The organism is Alphaproteobacteria bacterium SS10 (assembly GCA_019192455.1).
GTDB lineage: Bacteria > Pseudomonadota > Alphaproteobacteria > TMED2 > TMED2 > TMED2.
Window position 1 is genome coordinate 593,242 of the sequence record JAHCML010000003.1, and the last position, 16,380, is coordinate 609,621.

Genomic DNA, 16,380 nt, shown 5'->3' on the forward strand with positions numbered 1-16,380 from the left:
TGCTGGCAGTGCGCCGCTGTCAACAAAACTTCCACAAATTGCCGCGCAGGGCAGACAGTCTTTGCGTTCTTGGCTGGCTACTCCTAAACAACGCAGCCACCCTGGGAATGGATGCCGATTTTAGGTGTGTTGCCAGCGGTTTCCGCTAGACTGCCCAGCCATTCCAAATTGTCGAACCCCCCTGATCCACGCCCGCCATGCCAGACCTAGACGCGCTCCGCCAACAGATCGATGAGATTGACGATCAGCTGCATGATTTGATCCGGTCCCGTACCCGGATCGTTGAGCAGGTGCGCGAGGCTAAACTCGAGGTGGATGCCGATGCCCGCTATATGCGTCCGGCGCGTGAGGCCGACATCATTCGCCGCCTGGCAGAGCGCCATGACGGTCGCTTCCCCCTAAACGCCCTGACCCGTATCTGGCGGGAGATGATTTCTGCCCTGACCCTGATGCAAGGACCGCTTTCCGTGGCTGTCTATGCACCCGGCAACCAAACCGGTCTTTGGGACGTTGCGCGCGACCATTACGGGGTTGAGGTGCCACTCCAACCGGTCGATAGCGCGATGGCGGTTCTGCGGGCCCTAACCGATGGGTCGGTTCAAGTTGGCGTCCTGCCCTGGCCAGAGTTGGAAGAACCAAAGCCATGGTGGCCAAGCCTGATGGCCGAGGATAACCAAACATTCAATGTGGTCGGGGTGCTGCCCTTCCACGGCGCGGGGAACGCCCGTAGTGCAAGCCGCAGCGGCATGGTGATCGCCGATATGGCGCCAGAAGCCACCGGCGATGACCGAACCCTATTGGCTTTGCGGTTCAATGGCGGTGTCAGCCGGGACCGGTTGACCAGCGTACTTGCCGAGGTTGGCCTCGAGGCAACGTCATTCCTGGGCAATAAGCTGGTCGTCAAAGATCAGGATATTCGATGGCAACTCGTTGAAGTTGCTGGATTCCTTACCGATGGCGATGAACGGTTGAGCAGCCTTGTTGGCAAATTTGATGACCTTTGCGACGGCGTTGATATCATTGGGGCTTACGCCACGCCCATGGTGATGCCAGAGCATGGTGAAAATCCCGTCGCTGCGACGGGTTGAGCTGACCGCCTCAAAGGTGCGGTCTCGAGTTAAGAAGTTACAAGCGAGAGCTTTGAGGGAAACCGCGCCATGTCGCCCGACACCATCATGCCGAGCAAGACCCAAACAACGGGGCCAGAGCCGAAGCTTAGCGTGATGCGCATTGCCCCCTATGTGGCGGGTGAGAGTAAGGCTGCAGGCGCTGAGCGGTTGATCCGCCTTGCTGCCAATGAGGGGGCCTTTGGGGCCAGCCCATCTGCCCAGGCAGCGTTTGAGGCAAAATCATCAGACCTGCATCGCTACCCGGATGGTGGCGCCACGCTGTTGCGCGACACCATTGCCGAGGTAAAGGGGCTAGAGGCCAACCGTATTGTCTGCGGTGCTGGGTCAGATGAGTTAATAGCCCTTTTGCTGATGGCCTATGCCGGGCCAGGTGATGAGGTTCTGCACACCGAGCATGGGTTCCTGATGTACTCCATCTCAGCCCTTTCAGTAGGGGCTGAGCCGGTATCCGTGCCAGAGACCAACCGGACAACAGATGTTGATGCCCTTTTGGCGGCAGTGACACCAAAGACCAAGATGGTGTTCATCGCGAACCCGAACAATCCGACCGGTACCTATCTGCCGGCTGCCGAGGTTCATCGCCTACAGGCAGGCCTGCCGAGCAATGTGATCCTGGTTCTTGATGGCGCCTATGCCGAATACATGACCGCTAAGGATTATGAGGCGGGCGTTGAGCTGGTGAACGCATCTGAGAATGTGGTCATGCTGCGCACCTTCTCGAAGATCCATGGCCTTGGTGGCCTGCGTTTGGGTTGGTGCTATGCGTCTGATGCGATTGCCGATGTGCTGAACCGGGTTCGTGGTCCGTTCAATACCAGCCACGCCGCACAGGCTGCCGGTGCCGCGGCCATGCGTGATGCCGAGTTCTTAGAGCGGTCAGTAGCCCACAACACGGCTTGCCGTGCTTGGGTCACTGAGGCGCTTCGTGGCCTAGGCATTCAGGTGGCGGATAGCTACGGCAACTTTATCCTCGCGGATTATGGCGACCGTGACCCGGAACCGTTACGCCTCGCCTTGAAGGCTGAAGGTATTCTGGTTCGGCAAATGGGCGGCTATGGCCTGCCAAACTGCCAACGGATCACCATCGGCACCGATGAGGAAATGCGCGAGGTCGTGGCAACTATCGAACGCTTGCTGCCAACGCTCGACGCGGCCGAGGCAGCGGAATAGTCTGCGCGCCAGCGCTGACCAACCCTTATTCAAGTTTCTGATCATGACTATCGAACCTTTTCGCCGGGTGGCCATCATTGGCCTTGGCCTGATCGGCTCATCTCTCGCCCGTGCGCTTACTGAGCAAAAGCTGGCCGACAGCATTGTTGGTGGCGATGCCGATCAGGCTGTTTGCGATGAGGCTGTGTCCCTTGGTGTAGTAGGTGAGGCATCGACCGATCTTGCCAAGGCTGTTGCCGACGCTGATCTAGTCGTCCTCAGTGTGCCCGTTGGCGCCAATGGCGATGTGGCCAAGATCATTGGTCCAGCCCTGTCACAAGGTGCAATCGTCACCGATGTCGGGTCTGTAAAACAGGCGGTGATTGAAGCGGTGAAACCGCATCTGCCAGAGGGCGTGCACTTCATTCCCGGCCACCCAGTCGCGGGTACCGAGCATTCCGGTCCCGCCGCTGGTTTTGCCGGTCTGTTTGATGGTCGCTATTGGATCCTAACACCGGAGAGGGATGCCGATCCCGCAGCGGTTGAGCGGCTGAACGCAGCGCTTACCCAATGTGGTGCGCTGGTTGAAACCATGGCACCAGCCCATCACGACCGGGTATTGGCGATCACCTCACACCTGCCTCATTTGATTGCCTACACCATCGTTGGCACGGCCACGGACTTAGAGGACGAAACCAAGGATGAGGTGATCCGTTACTCAGCCAGTGGTTTCCGGGATTTCACGCGTATCGCCGCCTCTGACCCCGTCATGTGGCGCGATGTCTTCCTGAATAATCGTGAGGCGGTGCTTGAGATCCTTCAGCGCTTTTCAGAAGATCTCACGGCCCTGCAACGCGCCATTCGTTGGGGAGAGGGCGACACGCTTGAGCGTCGGTTCGAACAAACCCGCGAAATCCGCCGCGGCGTGATCGACGCCAATCAGGCTTAACGCGCACCGGCCCAGGTGATGGGCGGCAGGCGGACCAACTGAACCGGGCCCAGCATCAGCCAGCGATCCGACACGCCCAATTGGGTGCGTAAGATCCGCTCGCCATCTTCGGTGGTCTGAACGAAGGGCTGGATCAGCAGTTGGGTCATCTGGGCGAAGTTCTGCGGCAGCTGATTGCTGGCGATCATCTCGTCCACCACGATGTCATAGCCGCGCAGTGAGACGTCTATCCGTCCCTCGGGTTGTAAGGCCCGGTCTAGCGTCGCAGCGCCATTGGCTTCTAAGTGAAGTTCGCCGACCAGAACGGACAGCTTTTCAAGATCTAGTGCCCCACCGCCATCACGCCATTGGCCAAGTGCATAGCCATAGACACCAACAGGTAATGGCCCGGTGAAGGTGAGGCGGAGGCCAAATTCATCAACCTGTTGGCCTAGGCGCGCGTTCGGCACGATGGGTTGATCCGCACGTTCTGTGATCAGCGGCCTAAGCCCCAGCATGGCAGTATCAATGGTCAGTGCCGGGTCACCGGCCTGTGCCGGTGGCCAAACGGGCTGGATGAAATCCAGGGTTAAGCGGTCCAGCGCCACCCCTTCGATCTGGTTGAACAGCGGGTGCCTCGGAGCGGCTGGACGTTGTGTGGGTTCCTGCCCGGGTGGTGCATCAAGGGTGATGCTGCCATTGGGCTCAACGTCAACACTACCGGTCGGTTCTTCAACCTCGCGGTCACCAGGGGTAATCAGGATTTGGCGAACATCGAAATGCGGGTTGCGGGCGCCCGTATCGCTTAGCTCAAAATGCCCTGTGGCTTGGTCAGCCGTTGCCGTGATGTGCGACACGGCGATACCAGGTCGGTTTGATGGTACTGGCAGGCGCGCACTGATGCCGCCGATCGCCTGCCATTCAAACTGTCGAAAATTGGCAAGGTTGAAGCCAATAACGGCGTGATCGGCACTGATCCTGGTGCCACTTTGAACATCCTCCACTTCTGGGGCGGATAGGTGGATGTGCCAGCCAAACGGATAACCACCCATTGAGATGGCGGCATACCGGAACTGTCGTTGCGGCGTTGCTGTCGGGGCCAGCGGGTCACCAAGACCTTGACCAGCGGCGGCCTGCTGACCACCAGAGATGATCTGGATCGCCTGTTGCTCGATAAACTTCGCGTAGCCAAACCAAATGGCGGACCAGACGCCAATCACCGCGATCAGTGAAATACCACCACGGCGAAGCCACCGTTTTACTCGGCTTGGCTTGGGCTTAATGGCGGTATCGGGGGCAGTTTCTGGAAGTGATTGGTCAGTCAAGCGAAGGTCCTGGCATTGCCGGTTGGCGAATGGCTATTGAGGTGGGCCGCAGCATGGCCTGTGGCAAGTGACCCAGTTATTCCAAACCGCACCGTAACCGGCTCGAAACTCATTGGCTATAGGGTGGTTTCAGACCATATTTCAGCCATGGCAAAGTATCGCTGCGCAGATGATCCCTATGACAGCCAGTTTCAGCCTGGCATGGCCACCAGCTGGTTAACGGACCGGGGCTGGCTTGACCGGCAGTCTGATGGCTCGGTTGAGGCAAACCGGCCCCTTTGGGTCTTTGGTTATGGGTCGCTTATGTGGAACCCCGGCTTCACCTTTGATGCCAGCGAACCGGTGCTGCTGCGCGGCTATCATCGCCGGTTTTGTGTCTGGTCTTACCGTTATCGCGGCACACCAGAGCAGCCGGGCCTGGTCTTAGGCTTGGACCATGGTGGCGCCTGCTGGGGTGTCGCCTTCCGCATCCCGAAAACCCAAGTGGTCGAATGCGCTGAGTACCTTTGGTATCGGGAGATGATTAGCGCGATTTATCAGCCCAAGCTGGTGCCATTGCCACTTAAAGATGGGGCGGTTGATGCCGTTACCTTCTGTGTTCAGCGAGACCACAGCCAGTATCGCGAAAACCGAGAGCTAGAAGAGGCGGCGCGGGTTATAGGTAGCGCGGTGGGGCCAAGGGGGCCAAACCTCGAATACCTGACCCAAACACTCGACCACCTTCACGCGATCAACATTCGCGATCCACGGATGGAGCGGCTTTGGAAGCTGGTACAGCAATCAAGCTGATGCTTTTTCCGGCGCCGGTGCGGCGGGGGCGGTTGGGATGAACCCTTCGGCGGCGAGTAGTTTGTCGCCCTCGGTCTCAATGACATCGGTCAGGATGGACATCAGCTCATCCTGACTTTTACCCGGTTCGATGGGCGGTAGAATTTTTACTGAAACCGAACCGCTCCGCTTCACCAACCCCATCTTGGTGGCGAACAGACCGCTGTTCAGGGCGACCGGCACCACGGGCACCTGAAGGTGTTCATAAAGCTTGGCGATGCCGGTGCGGTAATCTCGCTTAACGCCCGGCGGGACCCGTGTGCCTTGCGGGAAGATGACGATGTCACGCCCATCGGCGATCTTCTTCTCAGAGTCAGCCAGCATGGTTGGAATAGCGTCTTTGCCCAGGCTGCGGTCGATCGGGATCATATCTGCCCGGCTCGCATACCAACCCCAGAGCGGCATGCGGAACAGCTCAATCTTCATGATGATGGCGGGATCGCGGAACAAATGGATCAACCGCATCGTTTCCCAACCTGATTGGTGCTGAAGTGCGACCAGGCAGGGGCCGTCAGGCAGGTTCTCTCGCCCCTCAACGGTGTAGGTCAGGCCAAAGGGTGGTTCGATATAGTCGTGGACCTTGAAGTAAGCCTCAGTTAGCCAACCGCGCAGCTTCTTGCCCGGCAATAGAAGCAGTGGCAGGTAGGCAAGACAGCAGAATGCGGTCCAGCCGATGTAAACGATGCCATGGAGTAGGATGCGCAGATACGTGAGCACGGCGTGTCAGGTCGTCTGTAGTGTCAGGTTTAGCCAGGCTGATACAGCGCAAACCTGGCCCGTGTCAGTAGATATTTTGTGTACTCAGTCGCGTAGAGGCCAAAGCTGCGTGGCTGTCGCCACCATCCATCTTGGCTGACCGTCGCTGGTGCAATGGCATGGGGCATGATGGTTAGGTTTGGGTCGGCCATCCGAAACTCAAGTAAGCTGCGCGGCATATGATAGTTGGAGGTGACTAGGCGGAGGGAGGTAAAGCCCTGTTCCTGCATCCAGCGTGCAGTCTCTGCGGCGTTCTCCACCGTATCATCCGCTTCATAGTCAAGCTCGATACAGCATTCCAGATCGCTGGGGGCATTGCGGGCAAGGCGGAGTAATTCCTGCACCTCCACACCCCGATAGACGCCGGTGACAAACAGCTTCTGGCCATAGGCCTGGTTCAGCAGGTCCATGCCGGTCTGTAAGCGGTTTGATCCGCCAGTTAGAACCACGATGGCATCGGTTCGGGTGGCTGGCAGTGGAACGGCGGGCACCGCATCGGCGGTGGGTAGGTCGCGGACAAAGATCACGAGCCCAATCGACCAGCCCGCCAATAGCAGGACCGTCAGCAGCGCAATGATAGAGACACGCAGTCGATTGGTAAGCCTGAAGCCGCTCCCCTGCCGTATCTCCGTCCCGGGTCGGTCAAGCATGGCGAGCCAACTCTCGGATCACGGTGAACCTTGCAGTCAGTACCGCGAGCACCACGAGCAGGGCCGGGAATAGGACCATGGCGAGCACGACAAACGGGTCCAGCGTCATACGCGGTAGGAAGCTTGGCCAACCGGCACCACCGGTTGAGGTAACAGCCAAAACCAGGCTGATCAACGCCGCAATCAAACCAGCGACCGCCCCAACACCACCCCGGCGGAGGATGTGCCACTCTATCTCCTTGGCGATGTCACGATCGGTGGCGCCAATCAAATGTAGCAGGCTGACCAGACGCATATGGCTCGCCAGTGCTGCCCTGGCGCTGAACGCGGACAGCAGCAAGCTAGCGGCAAAAACCGCGAGTAAAATGGCATAGGCAAACGCCTCAGCAATTCGCGCTGGTCGCAGAAGATCGGTCGCCAATGGCGCCTGATCAATCACCCGCAGCCCAGCGATATCGGCGCCTAAGACAGCCTCAAGGGCGGCTGGGTCAAAGGCCTGACCACCATCGCTCAAAGTCACCTCAATCAAGGTGGGCAGCGGTAACTCAGACAACAGGCTTGGATCGTCAATCCAGGGGCGCAAGCTCTCCAGCTGGCGGTCCGGTGGTAGGGCCGTGACTGTCTCGATGCCTGCAACTTGGTTCAGGGCGTTTAGCGTCGCCTGCAGGCGGCCATCATCATCGGCCTCAATACCCGCGATGGGGTCTAGCTCGACAAGTAGCCCAGCATCGAAGTCGCTTTGCCAACGGGCGGAGAGTCCGGCCAGGGCAACAACGGCAGCCAGGGCGAGGCAACCCAGATAGCCCATCAATCCAATAATCCAGGGCAGGAAGCGGGAGCCGGGGGTATGGCCCGGTGGGATCAACCGCTCACGATTGCGCCGACCGCCTTCCGCTGCCGTCCCTAGCCCTGGTGCTGGTTGTGCATTGGTCGCCATGCCGTCTAGCCTTTACCCCGGCGCGCTAGCGCATCGCGATCATTCAGCAGGGTCTCGCCGCCGCTTGGTCCCTCGGGGCTTTTGGTCGGCAGGGTCTCATCACTGGCGGCCCGTTTGCCCAGGGTCATGGCCTCGGTCACCGTCCGTTCAACCTGATCCCAGGCGATGGTCATACTGGCCGCATCTTCCCCATGCATCGGGTCAGCCGCCCGAAGCTGACCATGGCGCAGGACAAGGCAGGGATGGGGGAACGCTTCACGTAGGCCATCATTATGGGTCGCCAACACGATGGTGGTGCCGAGGCGATTAAGCTCTTCAAATAGGCGCATCAGGCGTTCGGCAATTCGGTCATCAACATTGCCGGTTGGCTCATCCGCAATCAGCAGCGCTGGTCGGTTGATTACCGCGCGGGCGATGGCCAAGCGCTGTTGCTCGCCACCAGATAGAGAGGCGGGATAGCGATCAATCACATCGCCGAGGCCAACCCAAGACAGCAGCTCGTTTACATGGTCGCGCAGCTCATTCCGGGGTCGCCCCTCAAGGCGGAGTGGCAGGGCCGCGTTGTCGAAGACGGTTAGGTGATCAACCAGTCGGAAATCCTGGAACACGATCCCGATCCGGCGCCGAATCAGCGGCAGGTTTTTGCGCGAAAACCGGGTTATGTCCTCACCAAACAGGCGAATAACGCCGCGGCTTGGCCGAATGCCCATATAGATGAGCTTCAGCAGGGATGACTTTCCGGCCCCGGTTGGGCCCATGATGTAGTGGAAGGAACCGCCGGGCAGATCAAAAGTTAGATCGCTCAGCACTTCCGGGTTGCGGCCATAGCGCAAACCAACACCATCAAATCGCACAAGCGATTCGATGCCGGAAATCTGCCCGCTTGGTGGGGCATTGGCATGGTGGTGGAGTTGGTGAAACTCGGCCGTCATTGGCTGTGTTGCGCTCTGTTAAGCTTCGCGTTTCGTGGTTCTGGGCTGTTGGGCTTGTTCTAGCCGACCGCCGGTAGGGCGCACCGTATAGCATTGAAAAGCGCCCTGGGTCGCTAGGCCGGTTCTCGACCATCAACCCTGAATTTCATGATATCACTTTGTGTGACAATGTAAGGGCAGTGGCAACCCGGCGTAATGCTGTTTACGGTGCCCACCCAGCGACCCGGCCCAATTACGGGGCCACAAGTTTAAGAGTGCGTGACGACGCTCCGGCGGATATCGAATTTATGATTGTCACTTGCCCAGCCTGTTCAACCAAATACGCCCTGCCTGACAACAGTGTCTCTGGCGAAGGGCGCACCGTTCGTTGTGCCCGCTGTGGCCACCAATGGTATCTGGACGCAGCCAATATTGCGGCCCCACCCGCTGCCCCGGAAGAGGATGCAGGTGAAGAGGCGGTTGTCAGCGCCGAACAGCCCGAGGTTGAAGAAGCGGCCGCTGAGCCTGCTGCCGAAGCTACTGAAGAAGCCGTAGAGGATTCCGCCGCGGATGACGCTGCAGAGGACGAGGCACCAGCAGCGGATGGTGAGGAAGAGGAAGATCCCTGGGAGCGCAGAAGCCGCCGCGCGGTTGAAGGGGAACTCCCGCCGACCATTAATCGTGCGCCGACCATGCCCGATGCCGCGACCACCGGCAGTGGCCGTGGGCGTGCCGCTGCGGTCTGGTTAGTCTTTGCCGCGCTGGTTGGTGGCACCATCGCTGGCGCCCATTACGGTAAGGACGACATCCTAGACAGTCTTCCGCAGGCGCAGCCCTACTACGAGATGCTGGGCTACAGCTTTTCTGGCCCGCTAGATGGTCTCGACCTGCCTGAGGTGAAGTCAACGCGTGAGCTGCAAAACGGCTCAAGCGTGTTGATTGTTGAAGGTAAGGTTTCCAACACCAGCGCTGAGAATAAGCGCGTGCCTGAGCTTCAGGCTGAGTTGTTGGATGCCTCGGGTGTCACGATCTCAACTTGGAAGTTCACCACCGATGTTAGTGTGGTGGCGGCCAATGGTGAAATCCCGTTCCAAGAGACCGTGGTTGATCCCGATCCACGGGCTGAGAACGTCGCCGTCTCCTTCGTCGGTGCCGAAGAGAGCAGCCAATAAAACCCAATCAGGTTTAGAACCGATCTAGTAAGCGCTCGATATAGTCGAGTTCTTCTTCTGGGCGTTCAAATTCGCCAGCGCGGCGGCGTAGCTCTTCCAGGATTGAGCGGGCCCGTTGAACATCGCTCTCGCTTGGGATTTCCACATCACTACCGGTGCCAAACCCGTCTTGCTCAGGCTCCCGGCCTAGCGGGTCGAGGCCTTGCTCAGTGCCAGGTGCCCGGCGCTGTGAAGGCACACGACCGAAGCGGAGGGACGGTTGGCCACCGGGGCCGCCAGCCATGCCTTGATTGGCCTGATCTTCCACATCGTTTTGCAGTTCCTGCAGCTCTTCGATGGCCTCGCCCATTGATTGTAGGGCCCGGGCCGTTTGGTTGCTGCGCAGGTTGCCCGCGCTGTCTGACATGGCCCGCTCGGCATCGCCAAGGTTCTCAGGCAGATCATCAGTCAGGTCGGACAGGTCGAGCATGATATCGCCCAGCTGTCGACGCAGTGCTTCCTGCTCAAAAGAGCGGGATAGGTTCTGTTCAGCACGGCGTTGGGCCTGTTCTGACCGCTCACCTGGGCTTTGGTTATCGCCAAGCAGGGAGTTTGGCATCCGCTGCAGCTGTTCTAGCAAGGCAGGTGGAAGGGCACCGGTTGGAAGCTGGTCGCGAAGGGCATCGATGGGATCCGCCGGGCGGCCGCGGAAGGTATCATCCATTAACTCTTCTTGGTCCTGGGTCAGTTCCTGAATGCGCTCAGCCAGTTCGCGCAGCTCCCGCTGTTCTTCGGTTTCTTCTGGCGGTGGCTGCGCATTGCGCATTTGGTCGAGCATCTCTTCCATCTGCGCCAGCATCTCACGCGCGGCATCTAGTGAGCCGGTCTCGGCCATGTCACGCATCTGCTCAAGCATCTCGCGCAGTTGACCTAGATCGGTGAAATCAGCATCGGGCGAGAACTCAGGCAGTTCCTCACCATTGGCAAACCGCTCCAGCATCTCGTGCTGCAGGGTTTGTAAGAACTCCTCAAGCGCGGCCTCATACTCTTCCATCAGCTCAGCAAGCTCTTGCTCAGCGAGGTCACTATCGTTTTCCAGCGCATCGGCAAGGGCGTCGGCTGCCCGTTCTAGCGCTCGGCGGGCAATGCCAAGCTCGCCATCCTCAAGCCGTAGGGCCAACTCCCACATCAGTTCCTGGGAAGAGCTTACGCCCTCATCCGTCATATCGATCCGAAGCCGGGTCGCGAGGGCGGCCAGGCCCACAATCATGACCGGGTCTTCGCCAAAGCGATCGGTATCCGCACCAAGCTCACGCATCGCCTCAATCACAGGGTCGCGCCCGGTGATTGGCTTGAGGGTCAAGGTTTGGCGGTGTGCAATGATCTCGCGCGCCACCTCATTGGTAAATTGGCGCATGGGCAGGGTCATGCGTTCGACCTCGCTAACAGCGGTTTGCCCCAAGGCATCCTCAGCCCGAACCTGGATATCAACCTCAAGGCCGGCCCAGGGGTGTGCGATCAGATCCTCGCGGGCTGTTGTGGTGATGCGAGCGCCCAAGGATTGGCCGTCAATTGCCTGGCCAAGAGAGCGATCAATCGTCGGCGGGATATCTTTGCCTTCCACCTCTGGGATCAACATTAAGATCGCATCGGTACGGACCAGCCCGTAATCATCAAGGGCCGCATAGGGTATCTCAACAACCTGGTTCTCATTTGCCGTGGGCACATCGCTCATGACAATCGATGGCGGCTGGTCCTCGAGAACCAGTAACTCCCACTCACCCAACTCTTTGCCGCGCGCCTCAAACTGGATCGACGCGGTAACCCGGTTTGTGTCCTCACTCGATCCGCTCTCATCCTCGCTAGGTGCCACTGCGAGCTGGAGGTCACTTAACTCAATCGGCAGGGTCAGCTGGAACTGACCAGGATCAGCCATCTCAAAGGCAATCTCTTCGCCATTAAGCAGGACTGTCGGTGGTCGCTCGACACTGAGGCGCTCACCACTCGCCCTGGCGTAGACGATGCTGCCGCTCGGCACAGCGATCAGGTCATCTGTGTTTACGCCCTCCTCGTCCTCTGCACCCGCGCGGGTCAGGAAGATCGGGGGGAGGCCGGTGTAGTCCGGCGGCGCAATCCAGGCGTCCAGGTTTGTTGGTGCGGAGGCAAGGCTGAAATCAACCGGCGTAAAGGTAAGGGCGTTGGTAATCCGCCGTTCAGCATCGCTACCGGCGATCATCAAGCCAATTGCCGCCAACAGTATGGCAATAAACCGGAGGGCGACCGGGTCGCGGCGTGCAATATCGGTTTTGGGCACCGTTGTTGTCAGCCTGGCGGTTAGGCCTTTGCGGATGCTGGCCAGGTGCTTCAGCCATAGGGCTTTGGCAACCGGATCACCGCTGGTCGCAGGTGCATCGGTTAATGTAGTCAGAGGTCGGTTGGCGAGGGCGTTATCCTGCTCAACTCGGCGTAACAGATCATGGCCATCCGGCTTATGCCAAAGGGAGGTGCGGCGCAGGAAGGTATAGACGGCCGCGCCGATGGTTAGGGCCAGGGCCAGCAGGCCAGAACCGGGATAACCCTCGAAAACGCCGAGCGTTGCCAAGCCCAGCCAGGTCAGCAACAGGGCAACCGGCAGCTGCAGCATGGGCCAAACCGCCTCAAACCATAGGGCGATGGTGGTCAGGATACGTCGGTGGATTGGCAGCAGGCTTAGAACCTGCTGCTGACGCACCAGCTGTGGGTCCAATTCCGGCGTCACCGCTGGTTTCACCACCCGTGGCTGCTCATCATAGCGAAAGCTCGTCTCGCGATCTGTTCGGAACGGGTTGTTCAACGGAAGCCTGGTCCTGCGCCAATCTCAATCATAGGCCCAAAGCAGCGGATTTGGGCCAACTGCTTAGAAGGTACCATTAAGAGGATAGGGTGGACCATGCTGATGGCTAGAATGCGACGCTGATACCGTCACATTCCAGTGAGAGAGGATCAGAGCCAATCTGGCAGGGTTTGGGCCTTGGCCAGCTCGCTGAAGTCCAGGCGCGGCCTAACAGCGTGGTGTTTACCCTCTGCGACCACAATCTCCGGCGGCAATGGGCGGGCGTTGTAGGTGGATGCCATCACACTGGCATAGGCGCCGGCGGTTAAGAACGCGACCCGATCACCAACAGCTAGGGGCGGCATCTTGCGTGCCTGGGCAAAGGTATCGCCACTCTCACAAACCGGGCCGACGAGATCGACCGGCTCTAACGCGACGCCAGGCGCCGGTTCCTTAACCGGAATAATCTCATGCCAAGCCTCATAAAGACTGGGCCGGATCAATTCAGACATTGAGGCATCGAGAATGATGATCGTCCGGTCGGCCGCCGTTTTTACGTACAGCACCTCTGCTAGCAGCAATCCCGCAGGGCCTGCGATATAGCGGCCGGGTTCCACCGTGACATCACAACCGAGGGGCAGGGCAATATCCGCAATTGCGGCGGCCCAGCCAGCCGGTTCAATCGGGGTTTCGTCCTTGTATCGAATGCCAAGGCCGCCGCCCAAATCTAGGTGGTCGAGCTCAACGCCAGCGCTACGGATCTCGGTAACCAGATCGGCGATTTTCTTGAACGCCTGGCGGAAGGGCTCCGGATCAGTGATCTGGGAGCCGATATGGACGGCCAACCCGCCAGCCTTCAAATGAGACTGGGCGGCCAGATGGTGGTAGGCACTAATGATCTCATCGATCGGGATGCCAAACTTATCACCCTTCTTGCCGGTCGAAATCTTGGCGTGGGTGCGGGCATCCACCTCGGGATTAACACGGAGGGCAACGGTGGCCTGGCCGTCGATAGCCGCGGCACATCGCTCAATCACCGCGATCTCTTCAACGGACTCGGCATTGATCTGACCAATGCCGAGCTGGATCGCCTCGGTAATCTCATTCGGGTGCTTGCCGACACCGGAGAAGACGATGTCTGCCGCTTTAAACCCGGCCTTGAGAGCCAGTTTGGCCTCACCAATTGAGACCACATCAGCACCAGCCCCTTTACGGGCCAAGGCCGTGAGCAGGGCGTGATTGGCATTCGCCTTCACCGCATAACAGATGCGGCGCTTGCGCGGCGGGCCATCTTGCCCGCGATCCATGGCTGCGTTTAGCGCATCAGATAGTTCGCCATAGGCACGCTCAACCGCCCGCTGGGACAGGATGTAGGCGGGGGTGCCATGTTGATCGGCAAGCTCGGCTGCTGACACACCATCAATGGTCAGCACGCCGTTTTGGTAGCCGAGCGTGCCAGCGGCATCAAAACCGGGCGCTAAGGGCTGAAAGGCGCCGTCGGTCACGGCGGCAGTGGCGTTAGGCGCGGTCATAAATCGTCTTCCGGTGGCGGATAGCTGTTGCGCGATACCTCGCCATCCTCACCAGCCGGGATCTCGAGTGTACCGGGCCGTTTGCCGCAGGCGGATACCGCGACGCCGAGGGCTGCGAACAGCAGCAACATGCTGGCAAAACGTTTCATGGTCTTCAAAATCCCTAGTGTAACTGTCTTAGCTGTTTAGTGACGCTTCACGCGCACGGGCCGCCGTGATGGCCTCACCTACCTTAATGGGTGAGGTGCCGCCATGGCTGGTGCGGCTTTCAACACTGGCGGTCACGGTTAAGACGCCAAAAATCTCGTCTGTGATCCCAGACTCTACGCTTTGCATATCGGCCAGCGACAGCTCTGCCAAGTCGCAACCGCGCTGCTCTGCCATGGCAACTAGCTGCCCGGTCACGTGGTGGGCGTTCCGAAACGGCATGTTCAGGCTGCGGACCAGCCAATCAGCGAGGTCAGTGGCGGTCGCAAAGCCATGCCCGGCGGCGGCGGCCATGGCATCCCGGTTGACGGTTAGATCGCCAATCATGCCAGTCATGGCGGCCAAGGCCAGGGTGATGGTGGCCTCGGCATCAAAGACCGGCTCTTTGTCTTCCTGCATATCCTTTGAATAGGCGAGTGGCAGGCCCTTCATCACGGTCAGCAAACCAACCAACGTACCGAACGTACGCCCGGTTTTACCGCGGATAAGCTCAGCGGCATCGGGGTTCCGCTTCTGCGGCATGATGGAGGAGCCGGTGGTGAACGCATCCGATAGGGTAATGAAGCCGAACTGGGGCGTACACCAAAGTACAATCTCCTCAGCCAGGCGTGACAGATGGGTCATCGCAATCGCCACCGTGGCTAGATAGTCAGCGGCGAAATCCCGGGAGGATACGGAATCTAGAGAATTTGCTGTGGGACCAGCAAAGCCCAGGGTTTGGGCGGTCATATGCCGATCAATTGGGAATGCCGTACCGGCAAGTGCGGCAGCACCCAGGGGGCATTCATTGTGACGCTTCCGTGCGGCGCGGGCGCGATCCCGATCCCGGTGGAACATCTCAACATAGGCCATCAGGTGATGGCCCAGGGTAACCGGTTGCGCCACTTGTAAATGGGTGAAACCCGGCATTGTCGTGGCGGCCTCGGCCTCCGCACGGTCGAGGAGGATGGCGATCAGGCCAGTTAGCTGCTCATCAAGGCGGTCAAAGGCATCGCGCACCCAAAGCCGGAAATCGGTGGCCACCTGATCATTGCGGGAGCGTGCGGTATGAAGGCGACCCGCCGCCGGGCCGATAATGGCGCTAAGCCGTGCCTCAATATTCATATGAATATCTTCGAGATCCGCCCGGAACTCAAAATCACCGGCGGCGATCTCTGCTGCGATCTGGTCCAAGCCGCCCAAAATGGCGTCCCGATCCTCAGTGCTGACGATATCAGTCGCCGCTAACATGTTCACATGTGCGCGAGAACCGGCGATATCCTGTCGCGCCAACTGCTTATCGAAATTGATCGATGCGTTAATCGCCTCCATTATAGCGCTAGGACCACCGGCAAATCGGCCGCCCCACATGGTGTTACCATCGGTTTGGGCCGGTTTTGTGTCGTTGGAGGAAGGGTCAGACATGGCTGGTACTCAAAATCGATCAATCTTTGGCCGCGCTACTTGCGGCCTGACAATGGGCGTGGCCGCTAGCTTTATCGCATTCGGGGCCGCCATGGGTAGTGCGGTTGCGGAAACGGGGCAAGCGCCAACTCAGCTTGCCGCCGCGACAGATTTGATTGAGCAGGCCCGCGCCGCCGCTGTTGGCGAGATGGAAGCCTTCCTGGTCTATGACGAGCCGATCCCGATGCCCGATGTGGCAATCGCGGATGAGGCGGGCAATCCCGTTAAGTTGAGCCAGTTTAAGGGCCGTGTGGTTTTGCTGAATGTCTGGGCCACCTGGTGCAAGCCTTGTATTGCCGAGATGCCTTCCCTTAACGCCCTGCAAGAGCGGGCAGGCGGTGCCGAATTTGATGTGCTGCCTCTCTCACTCGATAAGGGCCCGGCCGTGGTTCAGCAGTTCTATGAAGAGTTGAACCTCCATCATCTGCTGATTTTCCTGGACGCCAACGGTTCTGCCATTGGTGATTTGGACGTCTCAGGCCTGCCAACCAGCATTTTGATCGACCACCGAGGCCGCGCGGTCGGCCGGTTAACCGGTGATGCTGACTGGAATGCCGATGAGGTGATTAAGCTGGTCGGTACCTATGTCCGTGCTGCCAGACAGGACCAGGGGAGCTAGTC

Annotated in this window: 15 protein-coding genes; 6 read left to right on the forward strand and 9 right to left on the reverse strand. The window is 59.3% G+C overall.

What is annotated here, in order from left to right:
- The first annotated feature begins 197 nt into the window (after positions 1 to 197).
- The 3 genes from KI792_03155 to KI792_03165 all read left to right on the forward strand — a co-directional run bounded on the left by KI792_03155 (position 198) and on the right by KI792_03165 (position 3,228).
- A complete protein-coding gene (locus KI792_03155; protein MBV6632013.1) occupies positions 198 to 1,088 on the forward strand; it encodes a chorismate mutase in 891 nt (296 codons plus the stop codon).
- Positions 1,089 to 1,175: 87 nt separating this feature from the next.
- A complete protein-coding gene (locus KI792_03160; GenBank protein ID MBV6632014.1) occupies positions 1,176 to 2,300 on the forward strand; it encodes a histidinol-phosphate transaminase in 1,125 nt (374 codons plus the stop codon).
- A gap of 43 nt (positions 2,301 to 2,343) precedes the next feature.
- The gene (locus KI792_03165) at positions 2,344 to 3,228 is read left to right on the forward strand and encodes a prephenate/arogenate dehydrogenase family protein (protein ID MBV6632015.1); all 885 of its coding nucleotides are present in this window, start codon (positions 2,344 to 2,346) and stop codon (positions 3,226 to 3,228) included.
- Here the strand turns inward: KI792_03165 and KI792_03170 are convergent.
- Positions 3,225 to 4,532, reverse strand: coding sequence for a DUF2125 domain-containing protein (locus KI792_03170; GenBank protein MBV6632016.1), 1,308 nt, complete (start codon positions 4,530 to 4,532; stop codon positions 3,225 to 3,227). The genes KI792_03165 and KI792_03170 overlap by 4 nt on opposite strands.
- Positions 4,533 to 4,733: 201 nt before the next feature.
- On the opposite strand from KI792_03170, the gene KI792_03175 reads away from it, so the two are divergent.
- Positions 4,734 to 5,321, forward strand: a complete 588-nt coding sequence (locus KI792_03175) for a gamma-glutamylcyclotransferase (protein ID MBV6632017.1) — start codon at positions 4,734 to 4,736, stop codon at positions 5,319 to 5,321.
- Here KI792_03175 and KI792_03180 read toward each other — a convergent pair.
- From KI792_03180 to KI792_03195, 4 genes are read right to left on the reverse strand one after another with little or no spacing between them, the layout of a single operon-like run.
- Positions 5,313 to 6,077, reverse strand: coding sequence for a 1-acyl-sn-glycerol-3-phosphate acyltransferase (locus tag KI792_03180; protein ID MBV6632018.1), 765 nt, complete (start codon positions 6,075 to 6,077; stop codon positions 5,313 to 5,315). The genes KI792_03175 and KI792_03180 overlap by 9 nt on opposite strands.
- A 29-nt stretch (positions 6,078 to 6,106) precedes the next feature.
- Complete coding sequence (locus KI792_03185; GenBank protein ID MBV6632019.1) at positions 6,107 to 6,766, reverse strand: YdcF family protein; 660 nt, start codon at positions 6,764 to 6,766, stop codon at positions 6,107 to 6,109.
- A complete protein-coding gene (locus tag KI792_03190) occupies positions 6,759 to 7,703 on the reverse strand; it encodes a hypothetical protein (protein ID MBV6632020.1) in 945 nt (314 codons plus the stop codon). The genes KI792_03185 and KI792_03190 overlap by 8 nt, the downstream gene beginning before the upstream one ends.
- Positions 7,704 to 7,708: 5 nt before the next feature.
- Entirely contained in the window at positions 7,709 to 8,635 is a 927-nt protein-coding gene (locus KI792_03195) for an ATP-binding cassette domain-containing protein (GenBank protein ID MBV6632021.1), read from the reverse strand.
- Positions 8,636 to 8,889: 254 nt separating this feature from the next.
- Between KI792_03195 and KI792_03200 the strand changes: the two genes are divergently transcribed.
- The gene (locus KI792_03200) at positions 8,890 to 9,786 is read left to right on the forward strand and encodes a zinc-ribbon domain-containing protein (protein MBV6632022.1); all 897 of its coding nucleotides are present in this window, start codon (positions 8,890 to 8,892) and stop codon (positions 9,784 to 9,786) included.
- A gap of 13 nt (positions 9,787 to 9,799) precedes the next feature.
- Here KI792_03200 and KI792_03205 read toward each other — a convergent pair whose 3' ends face one another.
- From KI792_03205 to argH, 4 genes are all read right to left on the reverse strand, one after another.
- Positions 9,800 to 12,598 carry a TIGR02302 family protein gene (locus KI792_03205; protein MBV6632023.1) on the reverse strand — a complete coding sequence of 933 codons (2,799 nt, stop codon included), beginning with the start codon at positions 12,596 to 12,598 and terminating at the stop codon, positions 9,800 to 9,802.
- A gap of 149 nt (positions 12,599 to 12,747) precedes the next feature.
- On the reverse strand, positions 12,748 to 14,109 hold the full coding sequence (gene lysA / locus KI792_03210; GenBank protein ID MBV6632024.1) for a diaminopimelate decarboxylase: 1,362 nt from the start codon (positions 14,107 to 14,109) through the stop codon (positions 12,748 to 12,750).
- Positions 14,106 to 14,258, reverse strand: coding sequence for a hypothetical protein (locus tag KI792_03215; GenBank protein ID MBV6632025.1), 153 nt, complete (start codon positions 14,256 to 14,258; stop codon positions 14,106 to 14,108). Before KI792_03215 ends, lysA begins: the two co-directional genes overlap by 4 nt.
- Positions 14,259 to 14,286: 28 nt before the next feature.
- Positions 14,287 to 15,720: an argininosuccinate lyase gene (gene argH, locus KI792_03220; GenBank protein ID MBV6632026.1), complete on the reverse strand. Its 1,434-nt coding sequence runs from the start codon at positions 15,718 to 15,720 to the stop codon at positions 14,287 to 14,289.
- On the opposite strand from argH, the gene KI792_03225 reads away from it, so the two are divergent.
- The gene (locus KI792_03225) at positions 15,719 to 16,378 is read left to right on the forward strand and encodes a TlpA family protein disulfide reductase (GenBank protein MBV6632027.1); all 660 of its coding nucleotides are present in this window, start codon (positions 15,719 to 15,721) and stop codon (positions 16,376 to 16,378) included. The genes argH and KI792_03225 overlap by 2 nt on opposite strands.
- Positions 16,379 to 16,380 lie beyond the last annotated feature (2 nt).